Below are 17,990 nucleotides of genomic sequence, written 5' to 3' on the forward strand. Positions count from 1 at the left end.
TCACTGCAATTAAAACATTATGAAGTATGTTTTCTTTTTATTGGTATTGCTTGCAGTAGTATCCTGCAGAGGGAAATCAGATACGATTAAAGATGTTGTTGGATCTGAAAGATTCGAATTGGTGGAGAACTGGTCGGAAGCAGGAGATATCCAGCTTGGTCAACCTACCGGTATCGGTGTGGGAAAGAACGATCATCTTTTTATCTTTCACCGTGCTGGTCGTAAATGGACCGAACCCTTCCCCGATTCCGTTATTTCAGCCAATACAATCATGGAGTTGGATAAGTCCGGCAAGGTTGTCAACACATGGGGTGGCAACTATTTTATTATGCCCCATGGTTTAACGGTTGACAAAGAGAATAATATCTGGGTAACGGATGTTGGCCTGCACCAGGTTTTCAAGTTTACTAAGGAAGGAAGATTGCTTATGAAATTAGGTGTCGTGAAACAACCGGGCAATGATTCTTTGCATTTCAATCTTCCCACTGATATAGCTGTTGCTGATGATGGTTATTTCTATGTTAGCGATGGCTATGGTAACAGTAGGGTAGTCAAATTTTCTCCCACTGGAAAATATATCAAATCATGGGGTAGATACGGAACATGCGAGGGGGAATTCAACATACCGCATGGTATAACAATTGGTGAGAAGAATATTATTTATGTTGCCGACAGGCAGAATAACCGAGTACAATTATTTGACAGCTCGGGTAATTTTTTAAAAGAGTTGAAAAATGATGAGGATGTGGAGCAACTTCCCTCTCTTACTCTTGACTATAAAGGTAACCTTTATGTTATTGACTATGATCCAACTATAATGGAGGACAGCACTGTGAAAGGCTCCACTATATTTATGTTTGACTCAGCGCAAAAAGTCAGTACTCATTTTGGAGCAAAGGGGTCAGGTGGAAGAACAAGTTCATGGTTTCATGATATAGCAATAGATAGCAAGGGCAATATTTACGTGGGAGATATTCGTGCGTCAAAGGTTTTGAAATTCAGGAGAAAGGATTTGTTTTAATTACCAGAGGAAATATTTAAATTTCAGTATAGGGTTATTTAAAATAACTGCATATGCTTAACGTAAAATTAAGTACGCTGCTACTTTTCTTTGTGCTAGTTGTTTCAAAGGCTGATTCACAAAATACTATTCACAAGGCAGAATATGAATTTGATGCGGTTAACTCAGCAGTCCTTCAGCTCTATAAAGATAAACCCATTGTTGCGATTGGCGAAGGACAACATAACAGTGCATTAACTTTTCAGTAGTTATATACGCTCTTAAATGAAAAGCAGTTCCCCGATGTTGTAAATAATATTGTTGTTGAGTTTGGGGCATCAGAATACCAGCAGGTAATGGATGATTTTGTAAATAATAAGGATGTACCTGATAGTCTACTTAAAAAATGCTGGCGTGAAACAACCCAGATCCTCGTGTGGGACAACCCGATATATGAAGCGTTTTTCAGACAAGTAAGACAACGAAACAGTGGACTCCCGGAAAATAAAAGAATCCGTGTGCTCCTTGGGGATCGTTCTTTTGGGAGTAAAGAGAACAACGATGAACATTGTTTTAATATCATCAGGCATGAGGTTCTGGAAAAAAACCAAACTGCCTTGCTGATCTTCGGAGATTTACATTTTGTCAAAAGGGATGTCTTCACCAACTACGCACCTGCTGGAGAATTAAACAAGGAATTTCTTAATGTAATTCAACTATTGGATATAGATTATCCGAATATGGCAATAAGTATATGGGGAAGTATCAACACTAACGACTCGCTCACAAAGCAGATCCTTGAAAGAGAGAATATTCGTGTAGGATCATTGGTTCGTACGTCTGATTCTAGGCTGGGAGACGTTGATTTCAGGGTGTTCTATCCATATCCAACCCAGTATCGAACTGATAATATTGGAAGGGATATTGATACATCCAGGCATATACAAATGACAATGAAGCATATTGTTGACTATATCATTTACAGGGGAAGCTGGGAAGAACAAAATTACCTGGCTCCAAGACCTGATGATTTATATGCGGATACAGTTTATCTGAATGAATTAATCAGGCGGGAGCAGTTAGTTAATATCCCTCCCTACAGAGTGCGATTATATTTTTATAAGATTCTGGGATCGGAGGAATTTATTCCCTTTGCAAAGGCAATGGAAAATGAAAACATCAATTCTATTAATTCTTTATATATACCGCTGAAAAGAATGATTCCTGAAGCGAACAGAATGGATGTCCTGAATTATGTAGGTTATTTTTATTTGAAAAAGAAAGAAATTAAGAAATCAATCGGAGCTTTCAAGTTGGCTGTTCGCGAGTATCCCGACAAGTTCAATCCATATTTAGGTCTGGGTGATGCTTATCTGGCTAATGATGAAAAGGGAAAGGCAATTAAAAGTTATGAAGATGCTTTGTTAAGAAGCCCCGGTAACACGATGATCAAGGATAAAATTGATCAATTAAAAATTAATGATAGCCGATAGTTTCTCATGGAATTCTTCGCAAGAAGTAAAAATTCATAACACCATTTCTTGTAAACCCCAATCTTTCATATAGGTCGATAGCTCTTTTGTTATCAGCACGAACATGTAAAAACGGAACCCTGTTTTCAATAAGTATGCTATTGACCTGGTGTTTTATCAGTTGCTGTGCATATCCCCTACCACCATAATCGGGGTTGGTGCATACTGCACTTATTTCTATATGATCATAAACATGAAGTCGTCTGCCTGTCATAGCCACCAGCTCATCATGATGGATTATTCCAAAGTAGTTGCCAAACTCAATGGTTCTTTTGCCAAAAGGACCCGGTTTGGTAAGTGTTGCAAGATTTACCATTTGATCCACATGTTGTTGCCCAAGGGCGACCAGTTCAGAAAAGATATCATCAAATCCCTTTTCAGACAGGTATAAAAACTGGGCACCGTGAACAAATTGAATCAATTCCCAGCCCTTTGGTGTAGATATTTCATTGCGGGTTGCATAAAGTATTTTCCGGTCTGAAGGCAATTGCTGGTGCAAGTCTTTGAAGCCATCTGTATAGGATTCAGGAAAACCCACAAAAGGAGAAACTTCTTTATCAAAATATTTTACCTGTCCCTCACCCAAGGCTTTGCCTGCATCACCGGAAAGCAAAGCATAGTAAACGGGGTTATCGAGGAACTCCTTCATCCCCCCAAATATACTTCTCCTTGTTCATTTAAAGATTTTGGGGAGCAAGCTGTAACCAGGATGATATCCATGCGTCTAATCAACTACCAACATCATTGTTCACATGAAGAAAATAATCACACTGGCGATAGTATTTCTAATATTGTTTAAGCAAGGATATGCGCAAAATTTTGAGTCGGCAGTAGATAGTTTAATTCTAAATGTATTCAACGATAAAAACGGACCTGGGGGCGTATTCTTGGTCGCAAAAGATGGAAAACCTGTTTATCAAAAAGCTTTCGGAAAAGCCAACCTGGAGCTTGATGTTGATTTAAATCCGGAGTATGTATTTCAGTTAGGGTCTATGACAAAGCAGTTTACAGCTATTGCTATATTGATGTTAGCAGAGAGTAATAAATTGGAGCTGCAGGACCCGGTTTCAAAATACATAGCAGATTATCCCTCAGGCGAAAAATTAACGCTGCATCATTTGTTAACGCATACTTCCGGAATTAAGGATTTTACGAAGATGAAATCCATATCAGATATTGCTCAAAAGGAAATGTCACCAAAAATGCTGGTCGATTTTTTTAAGAATGAACCCTCAGATTTTGCACCGGGGGAGAAGTTTGAATATAATAATTCCGGTTATGTTATCCTTGGCCACATTATAGAATTGGTTTCGGGGGAAACGTTTGAAGATTTTATTGAGAAAAGGATATTTGAAAAAGTGGGGATGACGCAATCGTTTTACGCAACTGACAGGCAATTGATAAAGAAAAGAGCTTTCGGGTATCACAAGAAAACCTATGGTTATGTAAATAAGACTATCATAAGTTATAGTGTTCCTTTTTCATCCGGATCATTGATGTCAACATCAACTGATATGTTGAAGTGGCAAAATGCATTAAACAGAAATGAACTTCTCGATTCAGCCTATTCTATTAAGGCATTTAGAACATACAAGCTTAACAATGGTGAAGAATTCACCTATGGTTATGGATGGCATATTAAAGAAATAAAGGGGGCACCAACGAGAGAACATGGTGGCAGTATATTTGGATTTAAATCCATGGGGGTTTATATACCAGGAGAGGATATTTATGTAATAGGATTTAGCAACTGCGATTGTAATTCGCCCACCCAGCTTACGAGGGATATTGCTGAATTGGCCCTTGAAACATACAAAAGGAAGTAATAGAATTAAAAATGCCGTCCCAAAATTTTGGGACGGCATTTTTTACTTGTATTTATTAATTTACTGCAAGATCAAAGCGATCGAGGTTCATTACTTTATTCCATACAGCAACAAAGTCGTGCACGAATTTCTCTTTGGAATCTTCGCATGCATAAACTTCTGCCAGGGCCCTCAGTTCAGAATTGGATCCGAAAATCAGGTCTACGCGTGTTGCAGTCCACTTAACTTCTCCAGTTGAACGGTTGCGGCCTTCAAACAATTGCTGGGCGTCTGAAATGGAGCTCCAGGTTGTTCCCATATCGAGCAGGTTCACGAAAAAATCATTGGTCAGTACCTCTGGTTGGCTGGTAAGAACTCCATGTGGAGAAAGATTGTAGTTGGTATTGAGAACACGAAGTCCGCCCAACAATACTGTCATTTCAGGTGCTGTAAGGGTCAGCAACTGTGCTTTATCCACCAGCAATTCTTCTGCCGAAGCGGTTTTACGAGCGCGCAGGTAGTTGCGGAAACCATCTGCTTCCGGCTCCATGATGGAGAAAGATTCCACGTCAGTTTGTTCCTGGCTGGCATCGGTACGGCCGGGAGTGAAAGGAACAGTCAGGGCATGGCCGCCATCCTGTGCAGCTTTTTCAATGGCGGCAGATCCTGCCAGCACGATGAGGTCGGCAAGGGATATGCGCTTATTTCCTGATTGGGAATTATTGAAAGACTGCTGGATTCCTTCCAGTACTTCGAGCACTTTTGTAAGCTGCGCCGGGTTATTAACTTCCCAGTATTTCTGTGGGGCGAGGCGAATGCGGGCACCATTTGCACCACCGCGCTTATCTGATCCGCGGAAGGTGGATGCAGAGGCCCAGGCTGTTGATACAAGTTGTGAAATGGTGAGTCCCGAAGCGAGTACCTGCTGCTTGAGTGAGGCGATATCTGCATCATCAACAAGGTCAAAATTTACTGCCGGAACGGGATCCTGCCAGATAAGCACTTCTTCAGGAACTTCTGGTCCGAGGTAGCGTGCGCGTGGACCCATATCGCGGTGAGTAAGTTTAAACCATGCACGTGCAAAGGCATCAGCAAAATCTTCCGGGTTTGCGAGGAAGCGTCTTGAAATTTGCTCGTACACGGGATCTACTCTCAGCGCCAGGTCAGTGGTCAGCATGAATGGTGCGTGGCGTTTGGCTGGGTCATGCGCATCAGGAACAGTACCTGCACCGGCATTGCCCTGGGGTTTCCACTGGTGAGCACCTGCAGGGCTCTTAGTCAGTTCCCATTCAAATCCAAAAAGGTTCTCGAAAAAGTTATTGCTCCAACGGGTAGGTGTGGTAGTCCAGGCGCCTTCCAGTCCGCTGGTGATGGTATCGCCACCGGATCCTTTACCGAAACTATTTTTCCATCCAAGCCCTTGCTCTTCAATGCTTGCCGCGGCGGGTTCCTTACTTACATATTTGCTGGGATCGGCAGCACCATGTGTCTTACCGAAACTATGTCCACCGGCAATAAGCGCTACAGTTTCTTCATCATTCATTGCCATTCGGCCAAATGTCTCACGTATGTCGCGGGCTGCTGCAAGGGGATCAGGATTGCCATTAGGGCCTTCGGGGTTCACATAGATCAATCCCATCTGAACAGCTGCCAGCGGGTTCTCCAGCTCGCGGTCGCCGCTGTAACGGGTATCGCCCAGCCACTCTTTTTCAGATCCCCAGTAAACATCTTCTGCGGGTTCCCAAACATCCTGGCGGCCACCGCCGAAGCCAAATGTTTTGAAGCCCATTGATTCGAGGGCACAGTTACCGGCGAGGATCATGAGGTCGGCCCAGGAAAGTTTTTTACCATACTTCTTTTTGATGGGCCAAAGAAGGAGGCGTGCTTTATCGAGATTGGCGTTATCGGGCCAGCTATTGAGTGGAGCGAAGCGCTGTAAACCGGCGCCGCCACCACCACGACCGTCGTGGATACGATAGGTGCCCGCGCTATGCCAGGCCATCCTGATAAAGAATGGGCCGTAGTGGCCATAGTCGGCCGGCCACCAGTCCTGTGAATTTGTCATGAGTGCATATAGGTCATTCTTAACGGCGGCGAGGTCCAGCTCCTGGAACTCTTTTGCATAGTTGAAAGATTCACCCATTGGGTTCGACAGTGAAGAATTCTGTCGGAGAATATTCAATTTTAGTTGGTTAGGCCACCAATCGCGGTTGCGGGTTCCATTACCAGCAGTTTGCTTAGGTGCTCCGGCCAGGAAGGGACATTTAGGGGTTTCATCATTCACCTGCAAGGCTGTTGTGTTATCAGCTGCGTAACTTTCCATATATATTTATTATTAGTTGTTTTCTGTGCAAAAGTACAACCCTAAGAGGTTAAATAATATGATTCTTAATGATTGGCCTCCTGATTTTGTTCACTGTACGGAAGGAAAAGTCTAAAGTTTTTATGGGGAGGAGGTTCAATTAAAATTCATTCGAATATGAAATAGAGGCCCAGGAAGATAACTGCCAATGCCACCGAAGTAAATCCGTAAAGAACAACGTTGAATAATTCTGGGATAGGATTGATGAGGGAGATGATTGTGCTAAGTAAACCCAGAAAACTTCCGATACCCAGGATAATAAAGCCGGTGAATTGTCTTTTTTCGCCGCGCAGTTTTTTGAATTGGTGGAGATATTGGGAGATGGTCTCTTCATCCATTCCGCTTTCCTCGAGCATGGTCCTGACGGTTTCAGCAGGTAGTTTTTGTTCCACCCATTGGCGGAGAACGGTATTGTCTATTGCGGGTGAGGGTGACATTGGAGCGATATTGCAGGGAAATTAAGTAATTCCTACCTTGCATCAAACCCTGTTATTATGAATTTATTGATATTCAGCAGCACGCCGACCTGCTCACAAAATTAGGGAAGCATAAGACTGGTGTTGAGTGTCTTTATATTAATAAGCTTGCTGATGTTGATCTGAAAGTATTGGAGAAGATCATTGTATTGTCAGCAAAATAAATCATCCTATTGCCAGAATGATTTCGTTCATTGCAATACGTTAGTTTCTGTCTCAATCAATTTTTGCATATGGGGAAAAGTAAAAAGTTATCAGCAAAGGAAAGTGAAGAGCTGCTTAAATTATTGAAGGCTCGCTTTCAGAAAAATGTGAATAGGCATGCGGGGTTTGACTGGACTAAGGTCCAGACTAAGTTGGCGGCTCATCCCGATAAACTCTGGTCGCTCAATGAAATGGAAAGGACGGGTGGTGAACCCGATGTGGTTGGAGAGGATAAAGGGACGGGCGAATTTATTTTTTATGATTGTTCACCTGAAACGCCAAAGGATAGGAGGAGTCTTTGTTATGATGATGAGGCGCTGGCGGCAAGGAAGGAAAACAAGCCTGAAGGTAGCGCAATGGAAATGGCCGAATCAATGGGCATTGAAATTTTAACGGAGGAAGAATACCGTGCCTTGCAGAAGTTTGGAACTTTTGATGCCAAGACATCGAGCTGGATCAAAACGCCTCAGACGATCAGGAAATTGGGTGGTGCTCTCTTTTGTGATTATCGCTATGCTACTGTGTTTGTATACCATAACGGAGCTTCTTCTTATTATGCAGCGAGAGGATTCCGCGGGAGTTTGAAAGTTTAGGCTTTAAATTTCCGGAGCCATATCCAATTCATTGATCTGGCTTCTGTAGGCAGAGGGATACAGGAAAGATTTTAGCAGGAGATCCAGTTTAAGCTGCCTGGTTATTTTATACAAAGGGATCAGGGGTGTGAGAAGAGTTAGATTACTGGTCTTTAGTAATTCTCTCACTCTTTCCGGAACAACTAATTTCTGTGTTTCAATAAGCAGGAAATATCGTAAGGCACCGAGTTGTTTTTTGTATTGCCTGAAAAGGTCGGTTGTGAATTTGTTCAGTTGAAGGTCATCTCGCAGGCCTGCATTTCTGAGTGGCCGACATTCGATATTGAAGATTTCAGTTATACGCTGCACCGAATAAATAAGTCGGATTAAAGAAATAAAACATGCGAATAATTGGTTAAATTAGGAAAAATATACCACATGCCTAAATATGTAATTGAAAGGGAAATACCCGGTGCCGGTAAGCTTTCCCCGGAACAATTGAAATCAATTTCCCAAACATCCTGCGGAGTTTTAAGCAACCTGGGTCCACAGATCCAGTGGGTGCATAGTTATGTGACCACAGATAAGATCTATTGTATTTACAATGCACCCAATGAAGAGATGGTGAGGGAACATGCGAAACAGGGAGGCTTTCCTGCAAATTCTGTGAGCCAGGTTTTCTCAATCATTGATCCAACTACAGCTGAGTAATTTCCCGTGGTATATTGCCACATAATGCGGCTCAGGCAATCACGCCTTCTTTCAATTCTTCCCATAGGTCCGAATAACATTTAGCAGCATAGGAGGAAGGAGAGAAGGCGTGTAATGGGGCCTGGTAGCTGCCCATTTTTTCAACATCTGAGAGATAGGGAATATAGTTGCTGAAGAATTTTTTGTCGCGCACAAGTTCTTCCATGATCTCATTGTGCATATTCTTTCGAATGTCCACCATGGTGAAGCAGCACATCAGCTTACTTTCATCCAATGATTTTTCCTTGAAATATTCTTTTACAAATTCATAGGTCCGCACAGACAAAGTTGTTGGGATAGTTGGCATCAGGATAATCTCGGCTGCATGGAAAATGTTTTCGGATAACACGGAAAATCCGGGCGGACAATCAATGAATACAAAATCATATTCCTTTTCGAGTTGTGATAGGATAGTTTTGAAACGGCGCTTTGAGCTGCGCATTTCTTCCATGATAATTTCCAGATTGCGGGCTGTGAGGTCGGCCGGAATGATCTCGATATTTTCATAATCGGTTGTCATGATCAGGTCTCCAAGGTCGAGCTGTTCATTAAACAGTTTTTGTGTTCCACTTTTTACTTTCGGTTGTACATTATAGTAGAAAGAGGTAGAGCCTTGCGGATCGAGGTCCCATAGCAATACTTTATAGCCATCTTGTGCTGCGAGATAAGATAAGTTAACGCAGGTTGCGGTCTTACCCACACCGCCTTTCAGGTTGTAGAGTGCAATGGAGATCATATTTGAAATATATATTATTTCCTCATTTCTTCCAACTCCTTCTGCATCCGGAACATCTCATCACGAAGTCTTGCCGCCTCCATGAAATCAAGATCGCGTGCTGCTTTCTCCATGGTCTTCTTCGTTTTCGCAATAGCTTTTTCCCACTGTGGGATTGTTTTATACTGCTCCTGCTCTTCCGCAACAGCCACCAACTCGCCATCTGGCGCAAGCGCATAAGGGTTCTTCACGTCGTATCCCTTGATATCAAGTACTGAGGTTTGTGCCATAACCTGTTCAATTGATTTGATCACGGTTCGTGGGGTGATGCCATGTTCGAGGTTATAGTTCACTTGTTTTTCCCGACGGCGTGTTGTTTCATCGATCGTCTTCTGCATGCTTTCCGTCATGGTATCGGCATAAAAGATCACCAGTCCATCTACGTTACGTGCAGCCCGCCCTGCCGTTTGTGTGAGGGATCTTTCGTTTCGCAGAAAGCCTTCTTTATCGGCATCAAGGATTGCCACGAGAGAAACTTCCGGAAGGTCAAGGCCTTCCCTTAAGAGGTTTACACCCACAAGTACATCGATCTCGCCAAGCCTCAATTGGCGAAGGATCTCAACGCGGTCAAGGGTATCCACTTCGCTGTGGATATACTTTGATTTAATGTTAAGCCGATGCAGGTATTTATCCATTTCTTCTGCCATCCGCTTTGTGAGTGTTGTCACCAATACACGGTCACCTTTTTTGATGCGGAGATCGATTTCATTGAGAAGATCATCGATCTGGTTGATACTGGGGCGGATCTCGATGGGCGGATCGAGCAATCCGGTTGGTCTAACTACCTGCTCCACTACAACGCCTCCTGTCTTTTCAAGTTCATAATCACCGGGAGTAGCCGAAACATAGATTGTCTGGTTGAGCAGTGATTCGAACTCGTGAAAATTCAGCGGCCTGTTATCCAGTGCCGATGGCAGGCGGAATCCGAATTCCACCAGGTTGAGTTTGCGGCTTCTGTCTCCCCCATACATACCACTCACCTGAGGGATGGTCTGGTGGCTTTCATCGATCACGCAGAGGAAGTCTTTGGGGAAATAGTCAAGCAGGCAGAAAGGTCTTGTTCCCGGGTGCCGACGGTCGAAGAATCTTGAATAGTTCTCCACCCCGTTACAGTATCCAAGTTCGCGGATCATTTCAAGGTCATAGTTAACGCGCTCGCTTATACGCTGCGCTTCTATGAATTTACCCTGCGATTTAAAATAATCTACCTGTGCCGTCATTTCATCCTGTATCTCATAGAGCACCTGTTGCATCTGGTCTTTGGGTGCGAGGTAAAGATTGGCGGGGAAGATTGCAGCGTTCTCGAGTCTGCCAATTCGTTTGCCTGTCTGTATCTCAAAGCTCTCGATGGTTTCAATATCATCGCCAAAGAATGCGATGCGGTAGCCGATATCGAGGTAGGGTAAGTTGATATCAATTGTGTCCCCCTTAACCCTAAATGTTCCGCGGGTAAAATCCGTCAGCGTCCTGGTGTAGAGGGAGTTAACGAGGCTATGGAGGAAGCCCTGGCGGGAAATTGTTTGTCCCTCATGAATTCGGACGATGCCGTTCTCAAATTCAGTTGGGTTTCCCATACCATATATACAGCTCACTGATGCCACCACAATTATGTCACGCCGGCCGCTGAGCAATTGTGAAGTAGCCTGCAGGCGAAGTTTATCCAGTTCTTCGTTGATAGCGAGATCCTTTTCGATATAAGTATCAGACACCGGCATATATGCTTCGGGCTGGTAGTAATCATAGTAAGAAACAAAGTATCCGACGGCATTATCGGGGAAGAATTGTTTGAACTCACCATATAGCTGGGCAACAAGGGTTTTGTTATGCGTCAGCACAAGGGTGGGGCGTTGAACATTCTGGATAACGTTGGCAATGGTATAGGTCTTACCGCTGCCGGTGACGCCAAGAAGGGTTTGGTGTTCTTCCCCTTCAATTAGTCCCTCAGTAAGTTTTCGGATAGCATCGGGCTGGTCGCCCGCAGGTTCATATGGTGCGTGGAGGCGGAAAGGCATTTTACAAAGATAGGGGAGGGAGAAGGGAATCGGAATTGGGCTGCCTATCTTTGCGCTCACAAATTTTACCGATGGCTAAAAGCAGTACACTGGAAATGTTCAGGAAGGTGGGCATTGCGGAGGGGATCTCCTTTTTATTATTGTTGGGCATTGCCATGCCGATGAAATACATGATGGGCATTCCCAAAGCCGTGACCTACACGGGTTGGATCCATGGGGTGTTGTTTGTTTGGTATTGCTACCTGGCCTTTATGGCGGGACAGGAAAACAAGTGGTCGTTCAAGATAAGCTTCCTGAGTTTCCTGGCGGCGCTGCTTCCATTTGGTCCCTTTGTATTCGATAAGGTGTTTTTGCGCAAAACGAAAAGTGGCGACATTAAAACTGAGGACGGAATCAGGATGACGGAAGATTGATGGGGGTCATTTTTCAATCTGCCGTGTGAGGTAACCGGAATAATCGGGGATCACGGCTTCATAATCAGTTTGCATGAGTGGCGAGCTGAGTACAAAATCTGCTGTGGCTGGGTCGCAGGCCACTACGCAGTTCCAGGCTATGGCTACCCGAAGCAGTGCCTTTACATCACTGTCGTGTGGTTGTGCCTCCATGGGATCCCAGAAAAAAATCAGGATATCAATATCTCCCGCTGCGATCATCGCGCCGATCTGCTGATCGCCACCCAGCGGCCCGCTTAGTAATTTCTTTACCGGGCGATCGAGGCTGTCTTCCAGCAATCTGCCTGTTGTTCCTGTTGCCATCAGTTCATGCCGGGCTAGGATGACCTTATTGAATTCCGCCCAATCCATCATTTCCTTTTTCTTTTTGTCATGTGCCACCATGGCGATCCGCTTGCGGCTGGTGAACTTCCTGTTTTGCATCATTGAGCAACCAATTTAGGGTTTGCGATAAAGATCTTGTTAAAATGGCATTCGGCACAATAATTGTTCACATTTTTTCCACATCTTCACAGGCCAGAACAGAATATGCGATTACTAACCCATTTTCTCCTGGCGGCTTTGCTATGCCCTGGTGGCTGGCTGGCTGCCCAGACCAATATTGGTACACCAACACCAGCGTTGCTTTCAGCGGCAGCGGGACAAGTGGTGGTACGTCTGGATGAGCCCATTGCCGCTGGTTCTGGCAAAGTTCAATTACAATGGACAATTAATCATGCTGATAAAGGAGGTTTTTATAGCATCGAGAGGATGTCTCCCACTATGAATAAATTTGAAGTATTGGCTGTGTTGAAAAGTGAGACGAGCTATGGACGTTTTATTGATGAGCAGCCGCATCGGGGTCGAAATACCTATCGGGTAAAGTGGTTGATGGAATCTGGTTTACATCAGTATTCAAAAGCTGTGACGGCAATGTTTGCAGGAGATATGACCTGCAGGTTTTATCCCAATCCTGTTGATAATATGCTGATCGTGCGATCGGAGCAGCCGCTCGATCTCCTGATAACGGATGCGGGAGGTAAGGTAAGGATCAATACACAATTACAGGCTGGTTTACAAACAGTGGATATGTCAAATATTGAAAAAGGCATGTATATTATTACCCTTACCCAAAAAGAAAGTGGAAGAGTATTGACAGAAAAGCTGGTAAAAAATTAAGCGTAATGCGTGGTTTTACGCAATTTTTAAAAAAACTTGCGTATATAAGTGAAAACCTCTATTATTGTATTGGTTTTTCATAGGATATTGGATTTTAAAAACGGGGTTGAATTTCTATTCTGACCCCTTTTTTTATGCCCATAACCCAAACTGGTTAAGGTATGAGCTATCTATCCACTCCCTTTTTTATTTTCCTATTCAGTTATCTGCAAACATCCTGGCTTGAAAGGGCAATTTTATGCATAAAGACTTTTCTGCATTATCAGGCGATTTAACCTCAAATAATTATTCTCCTCTCATTTAACAAAATCCCGGATGCTCTATTGTAAATCTACCAGACTTCCCTCGCTGTTTCAACATTATTGCCCCACTTCTTATCGTTTGCTTGAAAAGTTCATGAAATTTTAACATTAATTCGCTAACTAATTAAAATATTTAAAAAGTTTATGTAACATTGATGTAGAATTCAAACGATTGCATGGCCAGTAAAACCGATTATTACAAGAAAAAGATCCTCAAGGAGCTTTGTTTTGGCAGCGTATTGTCGGGAACGGAGATCAGTACCAGGATTGAACGAAGTCTGCCCCTGACGCTGAGGATTTTGACAGAGCTGGTAGAGGAGGGGATTGTAGAAGAGAAAGGATATGCACCTTCAACCGGAGGACGCAGGCCACTGATGTATTCTCTGGTGGCAGGTAAGATGTATGTTGTGTCCGTTGCCATGGACCAGTTGATCACGAAGATTGGTTTGGTTGATTTACAGAATGCACAGATAGTTAAGGCAGATAAATTTCCGATAGACCTCAAGCAGCACGCCGATTCCCTTGCAGAACTCACTCGCTATATAAAATCCTATTGCGATGCCTCCGGCATTTCCTATAATAAAATAATCGGGGTAGGAATTGGTATGCCTGGTTTTGTTGATGTAAGAAAGGGCATTAATTATTCCTATCTCGATAATAAGGGAAAGAGCATTGTTAAACATTTAGAAGAGGAGTTAGGATTGCCGGTATTCATCGACAATGATTCAAGTTTGATTGCTCTTGCAGAATTTAAGCTGGGGGCTGCACGCGGAAAGAATAATGCGATGGTCATTAATACTAACTGGGGTGTGGGATTAGGCATGATCATCAATGGCGAATTGTTCCGTGGATATAATGGCTTTGCAGGAGAATTCAGCCATATGCCGTTATTTAATAATAATAAGCTCTGCAGTTGCGGAAAAAGCGGATGTCTCGAAACAGAGGCCTCCTTACTTGAGGTGATCGAAAAAATGAAACAGGGTCTTAAGAATGGCAGGGTGTCCATCCTGAAAAAAATTCCGGATGATTATGAAGAGGCATGCAGTGTCATCATTGGTGCGGCAGTAAAAGGAGACCAGTTTGCTGTAGAGCTATTATCAGAGATAGCTTATAACATAGGAAGAGGGATTGCCATCTTAATTCACATACTCAATCCGGAGTTGATAGTATTAAGTGGAAGGGGTGCATCGGCAGGGCATCTCTGGCTGGCACCTGTTCAGCAGGCAGTGAACCGCTATTGTATTCCAAGGCTTGCAGCATATACAACAATAACAGTGTCCAATTTCAATACCGAGGCAGAGCTTATTGGCGCTGCCGCATTAGTAGTTGAGAATTTTGAGAAAGACCCAACTGAAAACATACTGGCTGATCATGTAATAAACCAGTAAAAAAAAAGTGACCACTTACTAATTATAAAATCAAAATGATCTGCAAATGAAAAGAACGACTCAACGGTTGTTGTTGTTCCTGATGTTGAGTTTTTGCGCGGCCGTAACAATGGCGCAGCAAAAAACTGTTAGCGGGACAGTCCGAGACAACCAGGGAGCCCCTGTAGCAGGCGCTTCTATTCTTGAAAAGGGAACCTCCAATGGAACCTCAACTGATGATAATGGTAATTTCACGATCGCCATATCGAGGTCTAATGCTGTTCTGTTGATCAGCTCTGTAAATTTCAGTAACAAGGAAATTGCTATTGGGGCTGAAAGTGTTTATAACGTTGTGCTGGAAGCCGGTAGTGGCAACCTGAACGAGGTTGTAGTAACAGCACTTGGTATTAAGCGTCAGAAAAAATCCCTTGGCTATGCGGTGCAGGAGATCAAGGGGTCAACGCTTGCCGATACCAAGGAAACAAACCTTGCCAATGCTTTATCCGGAAAGGTTGCCGGTTTGCAGGTTGTGCGTTCAAGCAATGGTGCCGGTGGATCTTCCAAGATCGTACTGAGGGGTAATAATTCTCTTACCGGAACAAACCAGCCTTTGATTGTTGTAGATGGTATTCCCATTGACAACTTTACTGGTACTAACGAGAATGGATATTGGAGCGCGGGCTATGATCGTGGTAACGGTCTGGGGGATATCAGTGCAGATGATATTGAAAGCATGTCTGTTTTGAAAGGACCATCTGCCGCGGCGCTTTATGGTTCACGCGCAGGTAATGGTGTTATTCTTATTACGACCAAGTCTGGTAAAAAACAGAATGGTCTGGGAATTATGTTCTCTACCACTCAGGGCATTGAAAGCATATTCATTCGTCCCGAAATGCAGGACACCTATGGACAGGGTCTGGATGGCATTTTTGATCCTACAAGCACACTAAGCTGGGGACCGAAAGCAGAAGGACAGTCAGTTACAAAATGGGATGGCTCACAGGCACCTCTCACCATTGGTCATGATAACGTTGATAATTTCCTGAGAAACGGAACAACGCAGAATTATAATCTTTCTTTCCAGCAGCAATTTGGTGCTACATCTGTTTATTCTTCCATCAGCCGTTGGGATGATAAGAGTATTATTCCTAATAACAAACTCGAAAGAACAAATCTTACAACACGTGCTGTTAGCAGGTTTGGAAAGGATAATCGCTGGACAACAGACATGAAGATTGCCTACAATAATACTACTGGTATTAACAGGCCGATCAATGGCCGGGATGTGAGCAATATCTTTACCCTCTACACACTTCCGCGCAGTCTGGATATCCGTGATTTCAATGCAGCCAAAGATGAGTTTGGTAAGATGATCTGGTATCCCGGTGCACCAGGATGGCAGAATAACCCATACTGGAACTCAGCATATAATCTTAACAGAGATGCACGTGATCGTTTCCTCCTCAACGGGTCTGTAAAATATGCATTCACTGACTGGCTGGATATGGAAGTTAAGGGTGGTGCAGATATTTATACCACCAGTACACAATCAAAAGTGTATGCAGGAAGTAACAGGGCAAATGCTTATTCAGAAGGTAAACAGACCTTTAAAGAAACCAACTACAGCTTCCTTGTTAATGCAAGAAAAGATGATGTGTTTGGTAAATTTGGTGGCGTTGTAACGCTGGGTGGTAACCTGATGGACAGACAATCAAATTCCATAAATGTAAACGTGGGATCACTTGCTGTACCTGATGTGTTCTCACTTGGAAATGGCAGCAGTGCTCCAGGTGTCGGACAAAGTGTTTATCATAAAAAGATCAACTCACTGTATGGTTCTGTAGGTGTGAATTATGATGGTTATCTATACCTGGATGCGACATTCCGGAATGACTGGTCTTCTGCTATGATCAAGGCAAACCGTTCTTATTTCTACCCATCATTCAGTCTTTCCTATGTGCTTACCGACATGATGGAAAAGATGGGATCAAATATTCCTTCCTGGCTGAGTTATGTTAAGCTTCGCGGATCCTATGCAGAAGTGGGTAATGACCTTGAGCCCTATAGCTTGTATAATGGATATGTAATCGGGCAAAGTCCTCTTTCTCACACCACGGCATGGAGAAACGGAACACTCCGCGATCCGAATGTAGTGAGTGAATTGATAAAATCACTGGAATTCGGTGCTGAAGCGAGATTCTTTAATAATCGCTTAGGATTAGATTTCTCCTGGTACAAGTCCAATGCTACCAACCAGTTGATCGCGATCCCAATGGATCCTTTGAGTGGTTATAATAATATGATGGTGAATGCCGGTGATATCCAAAATAAGGGTATTGAATTAATGGCTGACTTCAGGATACTTACCAATAGCAAGTCGCTCATGTGGACCATCATGGCCAACTATTCCAAGAATGAAAACAAGATCATTGATATTGCCGGAGATAAAGGGGTGAATACATATGCACTCGGGGCTTTTGATGATCTGTTTATCAGGGCAGAAGCAGGTGGATTATATGGTGATATTTTTGGCACCCGTTTGTTGAGGGTTAAAGATGAGGCAAGTCCATTTTTTGGTCAGCCGATCTTAACTGCTGCTGGTCTTCCACAGCGTGATCCTCAGATCGTTAAACTGGGTAACCAGCAGGCGAAAGGGTTGTTGGGTGTTACAAACACTTTCAGCTACAAGAATTTTGGGTTCAGCTTCCTGATTGATGCGCGTATTGGCGGTGAGATATTTTCTGCTTCCAATGTTAGTCTGCAGTCAAGTGGTGTTTCAGCTGTTACTGCACCCGGGGGGAAAAGAGAAGATTTCGTCGCTGATGGTGTGATTCTGGATGCTAATGGTGCACCTTCAAAAAACACTGTCAGTGTTTCACAGCAGCTTTATTGGAGAACGCTGGCAACCCTGAACAATCTGGGTGTTGGAGAAGCATATCTTTATGATGCAACCAATGTGCGCCTTAGAAATGTACAGTTGAGTTATAGTCTGCCCAAGAGTTTGCTTGGTAAGTCGCCTTTGCAATCGGCAAAGATTCAGGCTTCATGTAATAATGTATGGATGATCACGAGTCATTTGAATGGTATCGATCCGGAATCTGTTTTTGCAACCGGCACTAATGCTGTTGGTTTTGAAAGCGGAGCATTCCCAACGATGCGTTCATTCCTGTTCACTTTATCACTCGGGTTTTAAAATTTGACAATAATTATTCAAAAAATTGAT

The 17,990-nt window shown here is 43.4% G+C and carries 17 protein-coding genes; 10 read left to right on the top strand and 7 right to left on the bottom strand.

Annotated elements, in window-relative coordinates; genetic code table 11:
- Positions 1 to 19: 19 nt before the first annotated feature.
- The 3 genes from HY58_RS08380 (at position 20) to HY58_RS08390 (ending at position 2,493) form a co-directional block, all read left to right on the top strand.
- Positions 20 to 1,021, top strand: a complete 1,002-nt coding sequence (locus HY58_RS08380; protein ID WP_039130462.1) for a peptidyl-alpha-hydroxyglycine alpha-amidating lyase family protein — start codon at positions 20 to 22, stop codon at positions 1,019 to 1,021.
- A gap of 53 nt (positions 1,022 to 1,074) precedes the next feature.
- Positions 1,075 to 1,269 (top strand): hypothetical protein, encoded by a 195-nt coding sequence (locus tag HY58_RS08385; protein ID WP_039130465.1) that lies wholly within the window; start codon positions 1,075 to 1,077, stop codon positions 1,267 to 1,269.
- A gap of 87 nt (positions 1,270 to 1,356) precedes the next feature.
- Positions 1,357 to 2,493 carry a M48 family metallopeptidase gene (locus HY58_RS08390; RefSeq protein ID WP_039130468.1) on the top strand — a complete coding sequence of 379 codons (1,137 nt, stop codon included), beginning with the start codon at positions 1,357 to 1,359 and terminating at the stop codon, positions 2,491 to 2,493.
- Positions 2,494 to 2,497: 4 nt separating this feature from the next.
- On the opposite strand, the gene HY58_RS08395 is transcribed toward HY58_RS08390, so the two are convergent.
- Positions 2,498 to 3,181 (bottom strand): GNAT family N-acetyltransferase, encoded by a 684-nt coding sequence (locus HY58_RS08395; RefSeq protein ID WP_039130470.1) that lies wholly within the window; start codon positions 3,179 to 3,181, stop codon positions 2,498 to 2,500.
- 103 nt (positions 3,182 to 3,284) lie between these two features.
- Between HY58_RS08395 and HY58_RS08400 the strand changes: the two genes are divergently transcribed.
- Positions 3,285 to 4,358, top strand: coding sequence for a serine hydrolase (locus HY58_RS08400; RefSeq protein WP_039130474.1), 1,074 nt, complete (start codon positions 3,285 to 3,287; stop codon positions 4,356 to 4,358).
- Positions 4,359 to 4,413: 55 nt separating this feature from the next.
- Here HY58_RS08400 and katG read toward each other — a convergent pair whose 3' ends face one another.
- Together katG and HY58_RS08410 are read right to left on the bottom strand one after the other, a co-directional pair.
- A complete protein-coding gene (gene katG, locus HY58_RS08405) occupies positions 4,414 to 6,660 on the bottom strand; it encodes a catalase/peroxidase HPI (protein ID WP_039130476.1) in 2,247 nt (748 codons plus the stop codon).
- A 146-nt stretch (positions 6,661 to 6,806) separates the two neighbouring features.
- On the bottom strand, positions 6,807 to 7,136 hold the full coding sequence (locus tag HY58_RS08410) for a hypothetical protein (RefSeq protein WP_039130478.1): 330 nt from the start codon (positions 7,134 to 7,136) through the stop codon (positions 6,807 to 6,809).
- Between the two features lie 272 nt (positions 7,137 to 7,408).
- Here HY58_RS08410 and HY58_RS08415 point away from each other — a divergent pair, with 272 nt between their 5' ends.
- Positions 7,409 to 7,972: a DUF4256 domain-containing protein gene (locus tag HY58_RS08415; RefSeq protein WP_156123628.1), complete on the top strand. Its 564-nt coding sequence runs from the start codon at positions 7,409 to 7,411 to the stop codon at positions 7,970 to 7,972.
- 3 nt (positions 7,973 to 7,975) lie between these two features.
- On the opposite strand, the gene HY58_RS08420 is transcribed toward HY58_RS08415, so the two are convergent.
- Positions 7,976 to 8,320, bottom strand: a complete 345-nt coding sequence (locus HY58_RS08420; RefSeq protein WP_052323963.1) for a hypothetical protein — start codon at positions 8,318 to 8,320, stop codon at positions 7,976 to 7,978.
- Positions 8,321 to 8,389: 69 nt separating this feature from the next.
- Here HY58_RS08420 and HY58_RS08425 point away from each other — a divergent pair, with 69 nt between their 5' ends.
- Entirely contained in the window at positions 8,390 to 8,662 is a 273-nt protein-coding gene (locus tag HY58_RS08425; RefSeq protein WP_039130483.1) for a DUF4242 domain-containing protein, read from the top strand.
- Between the two features lie 31 nt (positions 8,663 to 8,693).
- Here HY58_RS08425 and HY58_RS08430 read toward each other — a convergent pair whose 3' ends face one another.
- Complete coding sequence (locus HY58_RS08430) at positions 8,694 to 9,437, bottom strand: ParA family protein (RefSeq protein WP_039130485.1); 744 nt, start codon at positions 9,435 to 9,437, stop codon at positions 8,694 to 8,696.
- Positions 9,438 to 9,451: 14 nt separating this feature from the next.
- A complete protein-coding gene (uvrB, locus tag HY58_RS08435; protein ID WP_039130488.1) occupies positions 9,452 to 11,488 on the bottom strand; it encodes an excinuclease ABC subunit UvrB in 2,037 nt (678 codons plus the stop codon).
- A 71-nt stretch (positions 11,489 to 11,559) separates the two neighbouring features.
- On the opposite strand from uvrB, the gene HY58_RS08440 reads away from it, so the two are divergent.
- Positions 11,560 to 11,901 (top strand): DUF3817 domain-containing protein, encoded by a 342-nt coding sequence (locus tag HY58_RS08440; RefSeq protein WP_039130490.1) that lies wholly within the window; start codon positions 11,560 to 11,562, stop codon positions 11,899 to 11,901.
- Between the two features lie 6 nt (positions 11,902 to 11,907).
- Here HY58_RS08440 and HY58_RS08445 read toward each other — a convergent pair whose 3' ends face one another.
- Entirely contained in the window at positions 11,908 to 12,366 is a 459-nt protein-coding gene (locus HY58_RS08445) for a methylglyoxal synthase (RefSeq protein WP_039130493.1), read from the bottom strand.
- A 102-nt stretch (positions 12,367 to 12,468) separates the two neighbouring features.
- Here HY58_RS08445 and HY58_RS08450 point away from each other — a divergent pair, with 102 nt between their 5' ends.
- From HY58_RS08450 to HY58_RS08460, 3 genes are all read left to right on the top strand, one after another.
- Positions 12,469 to 13,098, top strand: coding sequence for a T9SS type A sorting domain-containing protein (locus tag HY58_RS08450; RefSeq protein WP_039130495.1), 630 nt, complete (start codon positions 12,469 to 12,471; stop codon positions 13,096 to 13,098).
- Positions 13,099 to 13,576: 478 nt separating this feature from the next.
- Positions 13,577 to 14,788 (top strand): ROK family protein, encoded by a 1,212-nt coding sequence (locus HY58_RS08455; protein ID WP_039130497.1) that lies wholly within the window; start codon positions 13,577 to 13,579, stop codon positions 14,786 to 14,788.
- A 46-nt stretch (positions 14,789 to 14,834) separates the two neighbouring features.
- Positions 14,835 to 17,960, top strand: a complete 3,126-nt coding sequence (locus HY58_RS08460; RefSeq protein WP_039130499.1) for a SusC/RagA family TonB-linked outer membrane protein — start codon at positions 14,835 to 14,837, stop codon at positions 17,958 to 17,960.
- Positions 17,961 to 17,990: the final 30 nt, after the last annotated feature.

Source organism: Flavihumibacter sp. ZG627, assembly GCF_000814325.1.
Taxonomy (GTDB): Bacteria; Bacteroidota; Bacteroidia; order Chitinophagales; family Chitinophagaceae; genus Flavihumibacter.